The following is a 14,941-nucleotide window of genomic DNA, read 5'->3' on the forward strand; positions in this document are numbered from 1 at the left end:
GGTTACTCCCCTCCGCCATCGAGGATCAGTGCCACACGCCCGGTCGTCGCGCGAGCAGCGAGGGCTGCGGCTTCGTCTTTGGGGACGATCACGTTGACGACCCAGACGCCCTTGTCGAGGTCCTGGGTGACCGTGAACACAGTCGCCGGGAACGTCTTCGGAGTCTCGGCGGGCGGGTCTCCCTGTGCGACGGGAGTTTCGACGATGCGGATCTTGTCGCCGGCTGTCAGCGGCGTCGACGGCATCTGAGGACCGCTGAGCGTGAACCCGACGACCGACTGATCCTCACCCACCTCGATCCGCGCGTTGAAGGCTCCGGGCGTGATGAGCGAACCGGCAGGAAGATCCACCGTCGCGGTCTGGCCGAGGATGTCCCCGGACTGGTCGACCGGGATGGCATCCGTTTTCTGGCCGGCGGCGAGCTCGATCGTCGTCAGGTCGCCCTGCTCGATCTTCTCGCCCCTGGTGATGTCGGTCGAGGTGACGAAGACCGTCTCGGTGTGCCGGGCGTTGCTGATGTAGAACCAGCTGCCCAGCGCACCGACGATGACGAGTGCCGCACCCGCGGCTATCACGCCGGGACGCCGCCGCGACCTGGTCGGCGGGAGTCCCGGCGTAGCTTCGGCGCTCGTGTCGGCCTTCTTGCTGCCGCGACGCTTCTTGTTTTCGGTCTCCGGTGCTGTCGTTGTCATGATCCCGGGTCCCCCCCTGGTTGGTAGTTAGTTGGCTTCGGTCTTCGGTAGGAACTCGTCATAGGCGACGACGATCATCGCGTTCCTGTTCGGGGCGCCGAGCTGACGCCACAGATCCTCGAGGATGTTCGCGTTGTCCTCACGGACACGCACGATGAACGTCTTCGACTTCTCTTCCGGCGCAAACGTCTTCATCGTCCGGTTCGGGCGGTTGAACAGGCTGGTGGCCTTCACCTCGCCGTACTTCGCGCGGATCAGGTCGGGCAGCTGCTCGGCGGTGGCGTCGATCGCGTCGAAGAGGATTTCAGGGTGCGAAGATCCCGAGGTCTGCTTGTACGCCTCGTAGCGCTCGTTGATGCTCAGCGGCAGTGAGATGTTGATCGGGTGGTACGGGTTGGCGCCAGTCGACGCCTCTCCCCCGCTGGTCGCCGGTTCAGACTTCGGGGTCCTCGCCGGTGCCTCGACCTCAACCACGGGCTGTGACGCCGCAGCCTCCGGGTCGGTCTTCTTCTTGCTGCGCGGCTTCTTGGGTGCCGTCTCCTGCGCAGGCTGAGGCTCCTCTGCGACAACCTGCTTATCCACTGCTGCGGGCGTGTCGTCGAGAGCAGGCGCCACAGGGGCAGGAGACTCCACCGGGGCAAGTAGACCGGCGAAGGCGTTCGGAGTCAGCTTGGTTTCCGGGCTCATTTCACCTGCTCCTTCTCGTTCTCGGCGAGAGCGTGGATGATCTCGCCCGTCAGGCTGAGGTAGTCGTTGGCCAGACCGGCAGCGGACTCGCTCAACCGGGGCCCCTTCTTCTTGGCGGTCTCCTCGAGGATGGTCTCGTCGACGTCCTCCCCCGCCTTTCTTGCCTTGAGCATTCGCGCCCAGTTGATGCGCTGGGCCTTCTGCTGCTCGGCGTCTGCCGCGAGCTCGATGATGAGCTGGCCGCGGTCCCGAGCATCGACGCCGGCGGTCTGGCTGTAGCGGATGACCGAGGTGAACACTGGGGCGACGTCGCCCATGACGGTACGGATCTGTTCGGCCTTGCGTGCCTTCATCGCGACGGCGCGGGAGTCGATCGCGAACAAGACCGCACCGAGCGGCATGATCGTCGGGTTCAGTGGCCGGGTGGCGATCACCTTCTGGGCGAGTTCAACGAGGCCGTTGATGCTGCCGTTGTCTGGGGCGGTCGGGATGAGTACCCAGCGCGCGGCGACGAAGGCCTGTGTCAGCAGGTGGTTCTCCCCTGGGGGGCAGTCGATCAGGATCACGTCGTAGTTGCCCGCGATCTCCGCCAGCTTCTTCGCGAGCAGGTAGGACGGGTCTTCCCCGCGCATGGCCTTACCGAGGAGAGAGTCCACCAGGAGTGAAGTCTGAGGGCCGCCGGGGATGACGTCGAACCCGGGCCGCACGTTCTTCACCGGCTTCAGCTCCTGGTCGAGGATGAGCGCCTGGAAGAGACCCGCTCCCCCGTCGTCGACGTCGGTGCCCTTGTAGCCCAGCTCAACACCGAGGTGCCCTTGGGGGTCGAGGTCCATGCCGAGTACCCGATACCCGGCCTGCGCGAGAACTCCACCAACGTTCGAAGTGCAGCTCGTCTTTCCGACGCCGCCCTTCCTGTTGCTGATGGCGAGAACTCGCTTCAACGTGGCCCTCTCAGTGGCTGTCAGCATGACGACCACCGGCAGGGCATAGATGACACATGTGTTTGCTGCATGCCGCCAAGTGTACTCCTGATGACTGCTATATGGAAGCAACTTTGCAACAAATCGCGATGAATCTACTAGCAATCTGGTTGCCTATGTGATGCACAGAATCAACAAGCATCCTGCCAGCCGTACGCAAGTTAGCAACAAGCAGATACCGACCAGCATGCATGTAGGCAGTCGTTAGGCATTGACTATGCAGCCTGTCGGCAAGTAGATGAATGCCTACGGGGTGCCTATGCCATGCCTACTGATTATCGAGAGTCGGCATGGGGTGGGGGAGACCCCGGGAGCGCAACTTGCTACCTGGACAGGGGAGGCCTTCGGTGGCCATTCTCCTGCACGAGGACCGTCGGCCGGGTGCCGGTGGCGCGAGTGGGCGAGAAAACGCCCCCTGGGGCCGTCCAGGGGGCGTTGGCTGGTGAGAGCTGGAGATCGTGCGACCTACCAGCCGCCGTTCTCTCGGATGTGCGTCTGGATCGCTTCGACGAGGGTGCAACGGATGCGGTGGGCGCGACGGTTGAGGCTGTCGCGCTTGATGTCGAGTTCGTCGGCGAGGTCTTCACGGTCCTCGAGGCTGCCGAGGTCATAACGAGCCAGGAGGCGAACCTCGGCGGGGGAGAGGGTCTGAGTGTCGATGGCCCACCGCAGCACGAAGGCGAGATCTTCGACGGCTCGGGCGTTGTCGGTCGCCCAAGACTCCGGGTCCCACTCATCGGTGTGCTTGATCGCCTGGGTGCTCTCGACCGACTCCTGGATGATCTCCGGTTCGAGGATGACGGACTCGCCGGCGGTGATCTTGGTGATCTTGTTCAGGGCGTTCAGGCCGATGTTGGCGTGGATGCTGCTGGTGAGGTGCAGCGGGTAGACCCGGATCTCTTCCCAGACCGCTCCGATGGCGATCGCGACCGCATCCTGCGACGTGTTGTCCCGTCCCTTGATGTCACGAAGCGAAGCGCAGCTCCGGGCGAGGTGGACGGCCTTGGGGAGGAGACGTTGCAGGACGATTCGCTCGGCGAGCAGGTTGCCTTCGTGGCCCGCGACCAGCAGCTGGTGGAGCAGCTCGTCCTGTGCAGGACCGGTCAGTGCGTGAAGGAGGGTGAGCAGCTCGTCGGCGGTGTACTCGGCGTCGCCGAGAACGATCGTCTCGGTGCCGGTGCGCAGCCATTCGGAGCGCAGCTGGGTGAGCAGCCCTGGGGTCTGGAGTGCGGTGGAAGACATGAGTTCGGCCTCTCGTGTCGGGGTACATGGACACGAGCGACGTTCCTCACGAGGTCTTGCCCGAACCCTTACCCAGACGCGAGCTCACCTCGCTGCAGCAGCCGTCAAGCCACTCGAATGAGTCTTGAATTTCCCAGATGAGCGGCTAGTTATGTCTGCTATCTGAAAAAGACAAAACTCCGCTTGTCCGATCTCGCCTCAGAAGCCGACCCATGGTGTGCGACAGCGACCCAACCGGGCGCTGATGCGCTTGAGGAAGGGACAGGGCAGTGAGCGGAGCGGTGGCGGAGGAGTTTCCCGAGGATTTCGTGCGTGATGCCGCACGCGCTCTGCGAGCGATGGACGAGATCACTTCGGCGATCCCTGATCTCCACGACCGTCCTCTGGATCCGATGGCGCAGGAACGAATGCGGAGGGCGCTGGAGCCCGCGCGGCTGGGAGCGGCGAACGAGTCCGCCAGCCGCGTCATCCAGCTCCGTCTGCCGGGGGAGAAGGACTGATGTCGATCTTCAAGAAGAACGCTGAGAAGCCGGCTCCAGAGCCGAAGCCGGAGCGCGTGAAGAAGCAACGCGAGGCGCGGGGGAGCGGCCACACCAAAGGACGGTCGATGGCTACCACCATCGGCACCGTCGCTCTCGCGTTCTGTGTGGTCAGCGGACCTCTCGCGCTTCTGAACTCGTGCGCAGCGCAAGGGCGCCCCGTCGCCGCACCCGCGCAGAGCACCGGGACTGAAGGACTGAGCGTGGAGCACCAGGCCGCCGGCGAGTACGCCCTCGCCTTCACGACGTCCTGGTTGTCCGCCACCCGCAACGCTCCCGGGGACTTGGAGAGCTACATCGACCGGTCGACGTTCGAGGCTGGCCTGTCCGAAGAACCCTGGACCTACCGGGATCCCGCCGTGGCTTCCATCACTGCCGTCGACGACATCGCCACCGTCGTCGTCTCGGTCAGCGTGAAAGAGACCTCCTACGACAAGGACGGCGACGCCAGCGAGATCTGGGCACGTCGCTACTTCCAGGTTCCCGTGCTGGTGGCCGACCAGGGCTTCAAGGCCGCGACGCTGCCGACGCCGATCGCGCAGCCGTCGAGTCCGTCACTTCCCGGACTGGGATACGGGCAGCAACTGACCACCGCAGACGCCGCCGGCGCCACGGTCATGGAGTTCCTCACCGCGTACCTGACGGGCGCCGGCGACATCACCCGATTCATCTCCCCGGATTCCGACATCAGCGCCGTCTCGCCAGCGCTGTTCGTGCAGCTCGAGCCGGTGGAGCTGCGCACGGACACGAAGACCGAGGGCGAGCCCGCGGATGGCACCGAGATCCACGTCCTCGCAACGATCCGCGCGGCCAACGTCGATTCCCGCGCCCTGTCGTCGACATACGCACTCACCCTCACCGTCCGTGCGGGCCGCTGGGAAGTGCAGTCCGTCGACCCGGCGCCGCTGTTCTCGACCGCCAGCAGCACCACCACCACCGAAATCACTCCAACCCCGTCGCCGACCGGCGACACCGAGCAGTAAGGACACCGAAATGAACCTCTTCGATTGGATCAACACCACGTCTGCGGAAGCTCTCACGGCGTTCCGCACCGTCATGTCCCTCGTGGTCACCGTTCTCGCCGTGTGGCTCCCCAGCCGTGGCGGATACACGCTCACGAAGGTCATCGCCGCAGCGTTCCTCGCCGCGATCCTCCTGGTCATCATCTGGGGCGGCATCGAGGGCATCAAGGACGCCGTCGCACCTCTCCTGCCCAACAACGGCTGATCGCACGCAACCGACAACGGGGGAGTGATGGACAAGAATCTCGCACCGGAGACCGCCCGGTTCTTCACGGCCGCGCGCAAGTTCCCCAAGATGCTGGGGAAGCTGCCGGACGGTACGAGGATCTGGGGTGGCCCGTACACGCTGCTGCAGGGGATCGTGTTGATCCTCGCCGCCGCGGTGGCGCTGCTGACGAAGCCGATGTGGTCATTCGGCAGCTTCATCATCGACATCCCCGTCGCCGCGGCCGTTGCCATCGGCCTGGGCCTGCTGTCGGGACGGATCCCCACACAGAACCGGAACGTCCTCACTGTCGGAATGTCGGCGATGCACGCGATCGGCAGTCCCGTTCAGGGCCGCCGAAACGGCCGCAAGGTCACCATTCGCGTCCCTCACCGGGTTCGCAGCGACGCCGCCATCGACTGGTCGACCGACGAGCTCGAGCAGCTCGTCGACGTGCCGGTGGAACCGGCCGCCACACCGGCAGCTACGCCGGTGCCCGCACCTGTGGCTGCTCCTGCAGCTGAACCGACACCGACCCCTGCTACAGCAACTCCGCGCGCCGTCACCGGCGTGGAGCGTCTGCTCCAGCAGACCCGAGCGAAGTAGACCGAGAGAAGGACTGACTCATGCACCACCCGGCGATCGCCCTGACGAAGAACCTGATGTGGACCCGCTCCGGCGTTGTCTGGGCGATGTGGCGCCTGCAGCCGGCGAAGATCGGCGGACGTCAGGTCATCTACCCCTACGCCTCGTTCAAAGAGCAGCTGGCCGTCAAGGGCTTCCACCAGGCCTTCTACCAGCAACTGCGCGGGGAGGCCCTGCTCCTGGGGCTGACGGCAGAGATCGACCCGGTCGAGATCGTCCAGCGGATGATCGACGGCATCGACCTCGAGCGGGCCACAGAGTGGAAGGAGGAGGCGGAACTCACCCTCGATGCGCTCGAGCAGATCCCTCTCGGTACCCGCGCGTTCTGGCTCGCGGTCCCTCTCGCGGCCGAGGGCATCTGGGATCTCGCCCAGCTCTCTCTGTTCGCCGCGGAGGCGAAGGGACGCAACACGTTCGCCCTGCCTCGCCGGCTGCCCCCGTCCCCGATGGTCGACCGTGCACTCGAGGCGGCCCGGCAGATCGAGAAGCGGATCCCGGCGGCGTTCAACCCGACCCCTTCCAGCCCGGCCGAGATGGTGTGGGTCAACCTGCACAGCCAGCAGCGCGGTCTCGCCGCGGACACGGTGCCGACGCCCCCCACGCCCGCCGGAAGCAAGCGCGATCTGCTGGGGGAGCGGGAGCGCTCGGAGTTCACTCTTCCCGCAGCGATCCCCGGGTGCACGTTCGACGAAGGTGGACAGTCCGACGTTGCGCGCTGGAAGCGTCGCGTCCCGTTCAAGCGCCGCTACCTCAAGGTGCAGTCGGATGCCGGTTTCGAGCCCTCGTACCAGGTGCTGCAGCGCCTGGCCGGCGCCCCCAAGGGCGGGTGGGAGTCGCCTGGTGTCGAGTGGATGAGTTTCGTCGACCAGCTGCCGATCGACGTCGACTGGATCCAGCGCCTCACCATCAAATCCGCCCGAGATGTACGCCACCGCAACAAGAAGGCCGAGCAGACCCTCGGCGACCAGTACGACCAGCAGCAGACCGCCAACAGTCTCACGGGCGGGCGCGCCGACCTCGACGAGAGCCTGGAAAACCTGGGCGCGTACATCGCCGAGCTCAACAACAGCGAGCGCGAGGTCGAGGTCGAAGCCGCGATCTTCTTCGTCAGCGGAGGCCCCAGCCCGGAGGTCGCTCTTGCCAAGGCGCAGATCGTCGCGGATGCGTATGCCGGTACCGACTTCACCATCACCCACGACCTCGGCGAGCAGGAAGAGTTCTGGTGGGCAGGGATCCCCGGCGCCCCGACGACACGCATCATCCGCGAGGTCTCTCACATCACCTCCGGGCGGATGTTCGCCTCGGGAGTGCCTCTCGTCGGTTTCGAGCTCGGCGACCCGAAGGGCGCCCGCATCGGCGTCAACATCTCTGGCGGCCGCCCCACACCCGTGCTCAGCGACCCGGACGGCGCCATCGTCCACAACATGTCCTCGAGCTTCGGTGTGACCGGCGAGCTCGGCAGCGGCAAGAGCGTGCTGATGAAGTGCGACATGGGGGACACCCTGGACATGCTCGGCCGCGTGATCGCGTTCGACCGCACCGAAAAGCGCGAGTATGCGCACTTCGCCCGCAGTCTGGAGCCAGACCGCACCGCGGTCGTCGACCTCATGCGTCCTGAGTGGTCCGTCGACCCGCTGCGGATGTTCGGGCCTCGTCGCGGTGCGCGGATGGTCCAGTCCCTGTTCACCACGATGCTCGGCATCGCCCCTCGCGACGAGCGGGGTCTCATGCTCTCGAGGATCCTCGAGAAGGAGTACCTCGCGGCGCAGAACATCACCAGCCTGCCCGCTCTCGCAGCACACATCGAGCAGTTCAACAGCCCCGAAACCAAGGAGCTGTCCAACTCGATCCGCCTGGTCTCGACGAAGGACCTCGGCGAGGTCCTGTTCAACGGCGGGCTGCCGGCAATGGATGTCGACGCTCGAGCGATCGTCTTCCTCACGGCAGGCCTGACGGTCCCCGATCAGAGCGAACTGTTCAACAAGCACCTCTTCGAGGAGATGGACCTCGAGAAGATCGTCGGCCGTGCCCTCAACGCGATGCTCATCGGCGTCTCCCGCTCGATCTGCTTCCAAGACGACGACGACCTCGCCACCGCCTACATCGACGAGTGCTACGCCGTCACCAGCTCCCCCGAGGGCGCCCGAGACGTGAAGATTTGGGTCAAGGACGGCCGCAAGCACCGTGCCCGCGTCGGGTTGGGATCGCAGGAGGATACCGACTTCGGCAGCGCCCGCGGCCTGCTCCGCATCCGCTACAACATGCGCCAGACCGACGAGTCCGTGGCGTTCCAGAACGTGAAGTGGATGACCGGCATGAAGGAGGACGAGGACGTCAACCTCGGCCTGGTCCGCGAGGTCACCGAGCTGTCTCCCGTCGGCGCCGATTCCATGGTGCTCCCGGGCCGCGAGGGCGAATCGTTCATGCGCGACCAGCAGGGCCGGATCGGCAAGTGGCAGAAGTCGCTGCCGGAGCGTCCTCACCGTCGCGCCGCGGTGCTCTCCACTCCGCCGGCGAGGAAGGTCGCATGATGTTTGGGTTCTATGCACGCACCATCGACGAGGCGATCGTTCGTCCGTTCTGGGCGGTCCGGATCTGGGCGCACCGCCACCCGGTGCCGTTCCGGATCCTCGCGACCATCATCCTGACGTCGTTCATGATCGGATGGCCGACGATCGCCTTCGCCGCCGAGGACTCGCCCATCCAGCTCCTCCCGGGGATCGCGGTCAAGGACAGCGCCGGCATCCCGATCGCCCAGTACGTGCAGCTGCCCCTCGACCGCGGCAATGGGTTCGACGGCAAGCTCCTCGTCACAGGCCCGCTCGACTTCCTCTGGGCAACCCACATCTTCATCGTCTCGTGGATGCTCTGGCTCTTCGACTGGGTCATCTCGTTTCAATGGGTCGAGTGGATCGCAACGCCGTTCGTGCTGATCTCCGAGACCATGGAGCGGGTCTTCGGTCAGATCAACTGGGTCTCGTTCGCTCTCCCGATCGCCGGCGGTATCGGGATGCTGTACATCATGCTCGGCCGCATCGGGAAGGGCGCCGGCGAGATCCTGATCAGTGTCGTCTGCGCCTGTCTTGCGGTCGGATTCCTTGCGAACCCCGTCACGAACATCACCAAGGACGGCGGATTCCTCGACACCGCGATGAAGTACGGCGGACAGATGGCCGTGATCGTCGTCACCGACGACACCACCCAGATCGACGCCGACCCGAGCGAGACCCTGCAGACGGTGATCACCGGCCAGCTCGCCGACCTGTACGTACGAAACCCCGCCCAGGTGTTGAGCTTCGGTCACACCCTCACTGGCGACTGCGAAGCGATCTACAACGAGAAGATGAAGGGCGGCACTGAGGAGAAGGCCGGGTTCCTCTGGGTCCCCTACGAGGGCGCGATCACCATCGACGACGTCCGCGACGACGTCCGCGCCTGCGACCCCGAGGCGAAGAGCTTCAACGAGAACCCGAACTTCCTCTCCGTGATCGGCATGGTCGTGGTGATGAACGGCTCGACGAGCATGTTCTTCCTCCCCGTCACAATCCTGCTGCTGTTCATGCTCTCGGTGATCGGCGGTCTCTGGTCCGCTCTCAAGACGATGTGGCATGTCCTCATCGGCATCCTCCCGATCAACCGCAGCGCCCTGTGGCGCTCCCTCGCTGACACTGTCATCGGGATCTCGAGCCTGGTGTTCCTCACCGTCGGCCTCGCCGGTGCGCTCAAGTTCACCAGCGAAGTCGTGAAGGCGATCGCGAACGCCGGCATCCCTCTCATGGTCCAGATGGGGTTCCTCAACATGATGGTGATCGTCATCGTGTTCATGCTGATCCGCGCGAAGGTCAGCGCCAAACGCGCGGGCCGGACCCTGGCTGAGCAACTGTCGCGCATGGGCGTTCGAGGCGGGAAAGCCTCCCCGAAGCAGCGCATGGCGGCCGCCGTTGTCGGAGGCTCGCTCGCCACCGCCGCGATCAACGGCGTCGCCCGAGTCCAGGCAGCCAAGAACACCCTCCCCGCCACAGCCGTCACCAACAACTTCGCGACGCCGAGGGCGCTGCCGTCGACCGACATTCTCACTAGCGGACAGTCGGAGCCCCCCGCACCGGAACCTGCAGCCACGCCTCCCGGCGACGGCGACGGCCCCACGGGCACGCGCGCACCGAGGAAGCCGAGCAAGGGTCCCTCCCTCGGCGCTCTCGTCAGGATTGCCCGCGGGCTTCCCGGAGGTGTGCTTGGCGTCGCTGTCGCGGCTGCGAAGGAGGTCGGCTCGGCCGCCGTCAAGAAGTCGGTCACGAAGGCAGCGAATGCGGGCTCACAGGCCCTGCAGGGGGCCTCTACGGCTCCCAAAGCTGTTCCCGCACCCACCGAGCCCTCTGCGCCCTCCGCACCGCGGCGCATCCGTCTGAGCGAATCTGGCGCAGGGATCGTCGTGCGCCCGTCGGTCGATCGCCCGTCGACGTCGCCGACGTACCGGCTGCCCGCCAGTCGTCCCGCGATGAGGCTCTCCGCATCGCAGGATCTCCGCGCCCGGCTCGCGGCCAACCGGAGCAGTGTCCGCTGAGATGAACTGGAAATCGCTGCTCGTCGTCCCCGCCCTGTTCGTCATCGCGCCTGCACTTGCGGTGATAGCTATCGTCGCGACGCTGTTCATCGCGGTGGCGACAGGGGGAGGGAACGGTCAGAGCTGCGCCGCCGTCGATTCCAGCGTGCAGACGCTCGAGGTGACGAGCTCGACAGGCCAGAGCGTTACGCTCGGACCCGAGCAGCTGGCCAACGCCCGCGTCATCATCGAGGTCGCCGCCGAGCAGAAGATCCCCGCCACGGGCGTCAAGATCGCCCTCATCACGACGCTCGTCGAGTCGAAGCTGAAGATGTACGCCAACAGCAGCGTTCCCGAGAGCCTCGAGTACCCGCACCAGGCCGTGGGCAGTGACCACGACTCCGTCAACATCTTCCAGCAGCGCCCCTCCTCCGGGTGGGGCACCGTCGCGGAGCTCATGGACGTCCGCTACTCGGCGCGCGCGTTCTTCGGCGGCCCCGAGGGACCGAATGGCGGCAGCCCGCGCGGACTTCTCGACATCAAAGACTGGGAGAGCATGCCTCTTGGCGACGCCGCCCAGCGCGTCCAGGTCAGTGCATTCCCCGACCGTTACGAGGCCTGGGTCGGGGCGGCCGAGATCATCTCCACCACCCTCGGCGGCGGTGGAGAGTGCGAGCCCAGTGGCGGTAACGGTCAGGCCGCTCTCCCCCTGAACCCTCCCTACATGATGACCAGCGGCTTCGGCCCTCGAGCCGGTCAGGGCAACGCGAGCCGCTGGCATGCGGCCGTCGACCTGGTCAACCCTGGTGGAGCCTGCGAGAAGCCCGTCTACGCCGTCCTGGACGGAGTCGTGACCCGGTCCGACTTCCTCTGGCTGTCGATCAAACACCCGGACGGCTTCACGGTGTCCTACCTGCACATGTACGAGAAAGACCACCTCGTGAACGTCGGCGACCAGGTCAAAGCGGGGCAGCAGATCGGCGTCGTCGGCAACGGTGGCTCTGAGCAGGGGCTCAGCTTCGGTTGCCACCTGGATCTCCGTATTGACGTCACCGGCAACACCAACCCGCAGGTTGCGCAGCTACCGACTGTCGCGGACGTCGGCGGCGATCCCAACTGGGCCAACTTCGTCCACCCTGTCGACTTCATGCGGATCTTCGGAATCGAACTCCTCGAGGCTGGGCAAGGATAATAGGAAGCGCTCGGAGGGGGTGCCGGGTAAACTCAACGCACCCGACAGAAAAAGACAAAACGGCGGATTTCCGGTCTCGTCGTCTTGCATTTTCAAGACTTCCCCGAGGAGAGATCTCGACGTGGCTGCCATTGGAGCCCCCGACTCCGCCTCGCCCGACGCCGCACCCGAAAGCCGCCTACAGGGCTTCTGGATCCGCACGTCCGACCATGAGCGGCTCAAAGCCGCGTGGTGGGCGACACAGACCGTGCCCACCCTGGGCGCCCTGATCTCCGAGATCGAATGCGCCGAAGCTAATCGCCTCGAGCAGGACTTCAACGATGGACAGCCGTTCCCGCCGGCACCCCGCGGAGCCCGCGGACGCAAGGCCGGCGATAATGCCGACTACCGCATGCACAGCTACTACATCCCGACGACACCGCACCGGCGGCTACTCGCCGCCTGGTGGTGGACGCGCCAGGAGAGCGGTGGCTACGCCTCCGTCTCGGCGCTCATGGCCGAGCGGATCCCCGCTCGAGCAGAGGAGCTCGAGCGCGAGTTCAACGCCGGCAACCCGTTCCCGCCGGCGCCTAAATCGGCCCGCGGGGTAGACCCTGCAGCTGCACGCCGGCAGTCAGAAAAGCTCTCGGCGCAGTGGCAGCGAGCTCGTGAAGTTCGGGACGCCGACGCCGCATCCTCCGAGTAGCCTCCGATCTCATCGGAGTTGTCAGAAGTCTCACGAGAGTTGTCGTGGATCTTCCGCGGAATCATGCGGGACGAGGCCCGACAGGTCGGTGAGAATCACTGACAACTGCCGTGAGAACGGAGCTAGGCACCCGGTAGGCATTCCTTGAATACGGGGTAGGTATTCCCTGTGAGAAGGGGGTTTAGGCTTCCTTCCGCTCCTCATCCTTCCGGTGCTCAGGAAGCCTATCACCCTTGTCAAGAGGGTGCGAGGTGTGCGCAAGTTGGGCTGCCAGTTGAAAAACAAGGTGGCATGTCCGATCCAGCCGCAGAACAGCACCTATGACCCGTAGAGGCATGAAAAATGCATGCCCGTAGCGAAGGGATTAGGCATGCGATCTGGCATCGACGTGAAACCGGAGGTGGTCGGGGAAGTCGCAGTCCGATCCCTGCCGCGTCGCCCCATGCTCTGGCCGAAGCGCGTCACCGTTGTCCTGGTGCTCACCCTGCTCCTGGTCGGCTTCCTCGGTCTCACCGGCCGCACCGACCAGGTCGCACTCGCCATCACGGTTGCAGTACTTCTGATCGCGGCGATCATCACGCTCGGGCACCGGAAGTGGCAGCGGGGCCGATCGATCGACAAGACGATCGAGGCGATCAACGCAGCCATCCGAACGGCAGCACCGACACGCGACCTGGTCACGGCGAAACGGTGGCGGAAGGACGAACGCAGCGATCACCCCGTGTGGATCGGCATCCCCTACTTGTTCCGGATCGCGTACCCCGCTGATGTCATCGACTCCGATCCGCACTTCCTCGACACCCTCGTCGTGCAGGTCTCCAACCGGATGGGCGTGCCCTACCGAGTGGCGAAGAATGACTCGAGGAACTGCATCGTCGACCTCGTCGTCGACGACACCGAGCCGGAGGAGACCGACTCCGAGAAGGACGAGCTCAGCACGATCATCAGTGCCGAGATACCGGACGCGACGGTGACGACGATCGAGCGCGACGCCGAGGGGGCGATCACCAAGCTCGAGTTCGGCTGGCAACCGAAGCAGTCCGCGCGAGCGTCGAAGGCCTACATCCAGAAGAACGTCACCTCGGTGATCCGCGAGGTCGTGAATGACTCCTCACTCGTCGGCGTCTACGACATCGCCGATCGCAAGGGCACGTTGATGCCTCTCACCCCGCTTGCGGACCGGATCCCCAACCCGCCGCGCAACGAGGCGGATCCGATGAAGGTCGTCTTCGGTCGGTTCCGTAGCGGCCGGGAGTGCATCTGGGATCTCGACGCCCCCATCCCGCACCTGCTCATCGTCGGCGGCACCGGTGGTGGAAAGACGGTGCTGCTGCTGACGTTGCTGATGAAGCTGCCGATTTCGAAGAAGATGCGGCAACTGTTCCGCTCGGAGCTTCGTGCCGCACTCGCGGATCTCGATGTGGAACACCACAAACTCGAGGAGTACTACGGCGGGGTCGAGATCTACCCGATCGACCCGAAGCGACTGGGTCTGTTCGACCTGGATCTCATCCCCGGCGCCCACAAGGCGGCTACCCGTGAAGTCGGCATCACCGAGATGCTGCTCACGGTGAAGGAGCGGATGGACGAGAGGTACGCCTTCCTCGAGAAGTACGGCCCGCATCTGCGCAAGGTCCTCCCGCCCCTGATCCTCGTGATCGACGAGGGTGAAGAGGTCAACGAGATCCTCAACGACTGGTGGCAGTCGGGGGAGGGGAAAGAGCACTGGTGCGCTCGGTTCGGACTCGAGAAGCCACCGTCCGGTACCAAGCACCCCGTCATGCGGATGCTCGGCTCGGTTCTCCGCCTCGGTCGCGAGGCCCGGGTGCACGTCATCCTCGCGAGCCAGCAGGCAGCATCATCGTGGCTGAGCACCAGCTCCCGCTCACAGTTCGCGGTCCGCATCGCCCTCCGCAACCTCGAGGCCTCCACCTCGATGATGACCTTCGGCTCCTTGGCTGCCACCGAAGGGCTCGAATCTGTTGCCGGCCGCGCCTGGGTCTCCATCGGCATGGGAGTAACGCCCGAGCACGCGCAGATCTTCTGGACTCCCAAACTGGAGAAGAACCTGCAGGACCACGACCGCAAGATCCTCCACGGTCTCGGCATCAAGCTCAAGGACGATGCGGACTACCAGCCGCCCGTCGACGTCGACGAGTACATCGTCGAACCCGAGAAGCTCGATCCGACAACTCCCGAGATGGCCACTGCTGCCGTGCCGGACCCAGAACTCTCCGAAGAACAACAGGAGAGCGAAAGCGGGGATGGGCTGCAGAGCTTCGAGCTCGCCGTCAGCGACCTCGAGCCAGGCATGACGATCCTCGTCGACGTCAACGGGGACACCCTGACCGCAACCATCGACGCGGTCGACGCTGACGAAGATGACGACGGGTACACGCGGATCTCGTTCACCACAGAGTCCGGCGAAGAACGGCTGTCGTCACGCCCAGACGATGACGAGGTCACCATCCTCCTCAGCCCGGGGCGATAGCCGGCCATGGCAGACAAGGCA

13 protein-coding genes are annotated in these 14,941 nt (G+C 65.2%); 9 read left to right on the forward strand and 4 right to left on the reverse strand.

The window, feature by feature from the left end:
- Positions 1-2: 2 nt before the first annotated feature.
- From MOX01_RS18695 to MOX01_RS18710, 4 genes are all read right to left on the reverse strand, one after another.
- A complete protein-coding gene (locus tag MOX01_RS18695; protein ID WP_141371085.1) occupies positions 3-692 on the reverse strand; it encodes an SAF domain-containing protein in 690 nt (229 codons plus the stop codon).
- Positions 693-719: 27 nt separating this feature from the next.
- Positions 720-1,379 carry a hypothetical protein gene (locus MOX01_RS18700; RefSeq protein WP_141371086.1) on the reverse strand — a complete coding sequence of 220 codons (660 nt, stop codon included), beginning with the start codon at positions 1,377-1,379 and terminating at the stop codon, positions 720-722.
- Positions 1,376-2,347 (reverse strand): ParA family protein, encoded by a 972-nt coding sequence (locus tag MOX01_RS18705; RefSeq protein ID WP_141371088.1) that lies wholly within the window; start codon positions 2,345-2,347, stop codon positions 1,376-1,378. Before MOX01_RS18705 ends, MOX01_RS18700 begins: the two co-directional genes overlap by 4 nt.
- Before the next feature lie 477 nt (positions 2,348-2,824).
- On the reverse strand, positions 2,825-3,601 hold the full coding sequence (locus MOX01_RS18710; RefSeq protein WP_141371090.1) for a hypothetical protein: 777 nt from the start codon (positions 3,599-3,601) through the stop codon (positions 2,825-2,827).
- Positions 3,602-3,870: 269 nt separating this feature from the next.
- On the opposite strand from MOX01_RS18710, the gene MOX01_RS18715 reads away from it, so the two are divergent.
- The 9 genes from MOX01_RS18715 (at position 3,871) to MOX01_RS18755 (ending at position 14,920) form a co-directional block, all read left to right on the forward strand.
- A complete protein-coding gene (locus MOX01_RS18715; protein WP_141371092.1) occupies positions 3,871-4,101 on the forward strand; it encodes a hypothetical protein in 231 nt (76 codons plus the stop codon).
- 107 nt (positions 4,102-4,208) lie between these two features.
- Positions 4,209-5,123, forward strand: a complete 915-nt coding sequence (locus MOX01_RS18720; protein ID WP_170289823.1) for a conjugal transfer protein — start codon at positions 4,209-4,211, stop codon at positions 5,121-5,123.
- Positions 5,124-5,133: 10 nt separating this feature from the next.
- Positions 5,134-5,367: a hypothetical protein gene (locus MOX01_RS18725; protein ID WP_141371096.1), complete on the forward strand. Its 234-nt coding sequence runs from the start codon at positions 5,134-5,136 to the stop codon at positions 5,365-5,367.
- Between the two features lie 27 nt (positions 5,368-5,394).
- The gene (locus MOX01_RS18730; RefSeq protein ID WP_141371098.1) at positions 5,395-5,973 is read left to right on the forward strand and encodes a hypothetical protein; all 579 of its coding nucleotides are present in this window, start codon (positions 5,395-5,397) and stop codon (positions 5,971-5,973) included.
- A gap of 20 nt (positions 5,974-5,993) precedes the next feature.
- Positions 5,994-8,543, forward strand: coding sequence for an ATP-binding protein (locus tag MOX01_RS18735; protein WP_141371100.1), 2,550 nt, complete (start codon positions 5,994-5,996; stop codon positions 8,541-8,543).
- Complete coding sequence (locus MOX01_RS18740; RefSeq protein WP_141371102.1) at positions 8,540-10,573, forward strand: hypothetical protein; 2,034 nt, start codon at positions 8,540-8,542, stop codon at positions 10,571-10,573. Before MOX01_RS18735 ends, MOX01_RS18740 begins: the two co-directional genes overlap by 4 nt.
- Position 10,574: 1 nt before the next feature.
- On the forward strand, positions 10,575-11,744 hold the full coding sequence (locus MOX01_RS18745) for a M23 family metallopeptidase (protein ID WP_141371104.1): 1,170 nt from the start codon (positions 10,575-10,577) through the stop codon (positions 11,742-11,744).
- Between the two features lie 121 nt (positions 11,745-11,865).
- Positions 11,866-12,429, forward strand: a complete 564-nt coding sequence (locus tag MOX01_RS18750) for a hypothetical protein (protein WP_141371106.1) — start codon at positions 11,866-11,868, stop codon at positions 12,427-12,429.
- Between the two features lie 370 nt (positions 12,430-12,799).
- A complete protein-coding gene (locus tag MOX01_RS18755) occupies positions 12,800-14,920 on the forward strand; it encodes a hypothetical protein (RefSeq protein WP_141371108.1) in 2,121 nt (706 codons plus the stop codon).
- Positions 14,921-14,941: the final 21 nt, after the last annotated feature.

The organism is Microbacterium oxydans (assembly GCF_006540085.1).
GTDB lineage: Bacteria > Actinomycetota > Actinomycetes > Actinomycetales > Microbacteriaceae > Microbacterium > Microbacterium oxydans.

What these genes read in the sequence shown, in the direction of transcription:
- MOX01_RS18735 (WP_141371100.1), top strand. Translation starts at nt 5,994, where the DNA reads ATGCACCACCCGGCGATCGCCCTGACGAAGAACCTGATGTGGACCCGC.
- MOX01_RS18695 (WP_141371085.1), bottom strand. Translation starts at nt 692, where the DNA reads ATGACAACGACAGCACCGGAGACCGAAAACAAGAAGCGTCGCGGCAGC.
- MOX01_RS18745 (WP_141371104.1), top strand. Translation starts at nt 10,575, where the DNA reads ATGAACTGGAAATCGCTGCTCGTCGTCCCCGCCCTGTTCGTCATCGCG.
- MOX01_RS18740 (WP_141371102.1), top strand. Translation starts at nt 8,540, where the DNA reads ATGATGTTTGGGTTCTATGCACGCACCATCGACGAGGCGATCGTTCGT.
- MOX01_RS18730 (WP_141371098.1), top strand. Translation starts at nt 5,395, where the DNA reads ATGGACAAGAATCTCGCACCGGAGACCGCCCGGTTCTTCACGGCCGCG.
- MOX01_RS18755 (WP_141371108.1), top strand. Translation starts at nt 12,800, where the DNA reads ATGCGATCTGGCATCGACGTGAAACCGGAGGTGGTCGGGGAAGTCGCA.
- MOX01_RS18700 (WP_141371086.1), bottom strand. Translation starts at nt 1,379, where the DNA reads ATGAGCCCGGAAACCAAGCTGACTCCGAACGCCTTCGCCGGTCTACTT.
- MOX01_RS18710 (WP_141371090.1), bottom strand. Translation starts at nt 3,601, where the DNA reads ATGTCTTCCACCGCACTCCAGACCCCAGGGCTGCTCACCCAGCTGCGC.
- MOX01_RS18725 (WP_141371096.1), top strand. Translation starts at nt 5,134, where the DNA reads ATGAACCTCTTCGATTGGATCAACACCACGTCTGCGGAAGCTCTCACG.
- MOX01_RS18705 (WP_141371088.1), bottom strand. Translation starts at nt 2,347, where the DNA reads ATGCTGACAGCCACTGAGAGGGCCACGTTGAAGCGAGTTCTCGCCATC.
- MOX01_RS18720 (WP_170289823.1), top strand. Translation starts at nt 4,209, where the DNA reads ATGGCTACCACCATCGGCACCGTCGCTCTCGCGTTCTGTGTGGTCAGC.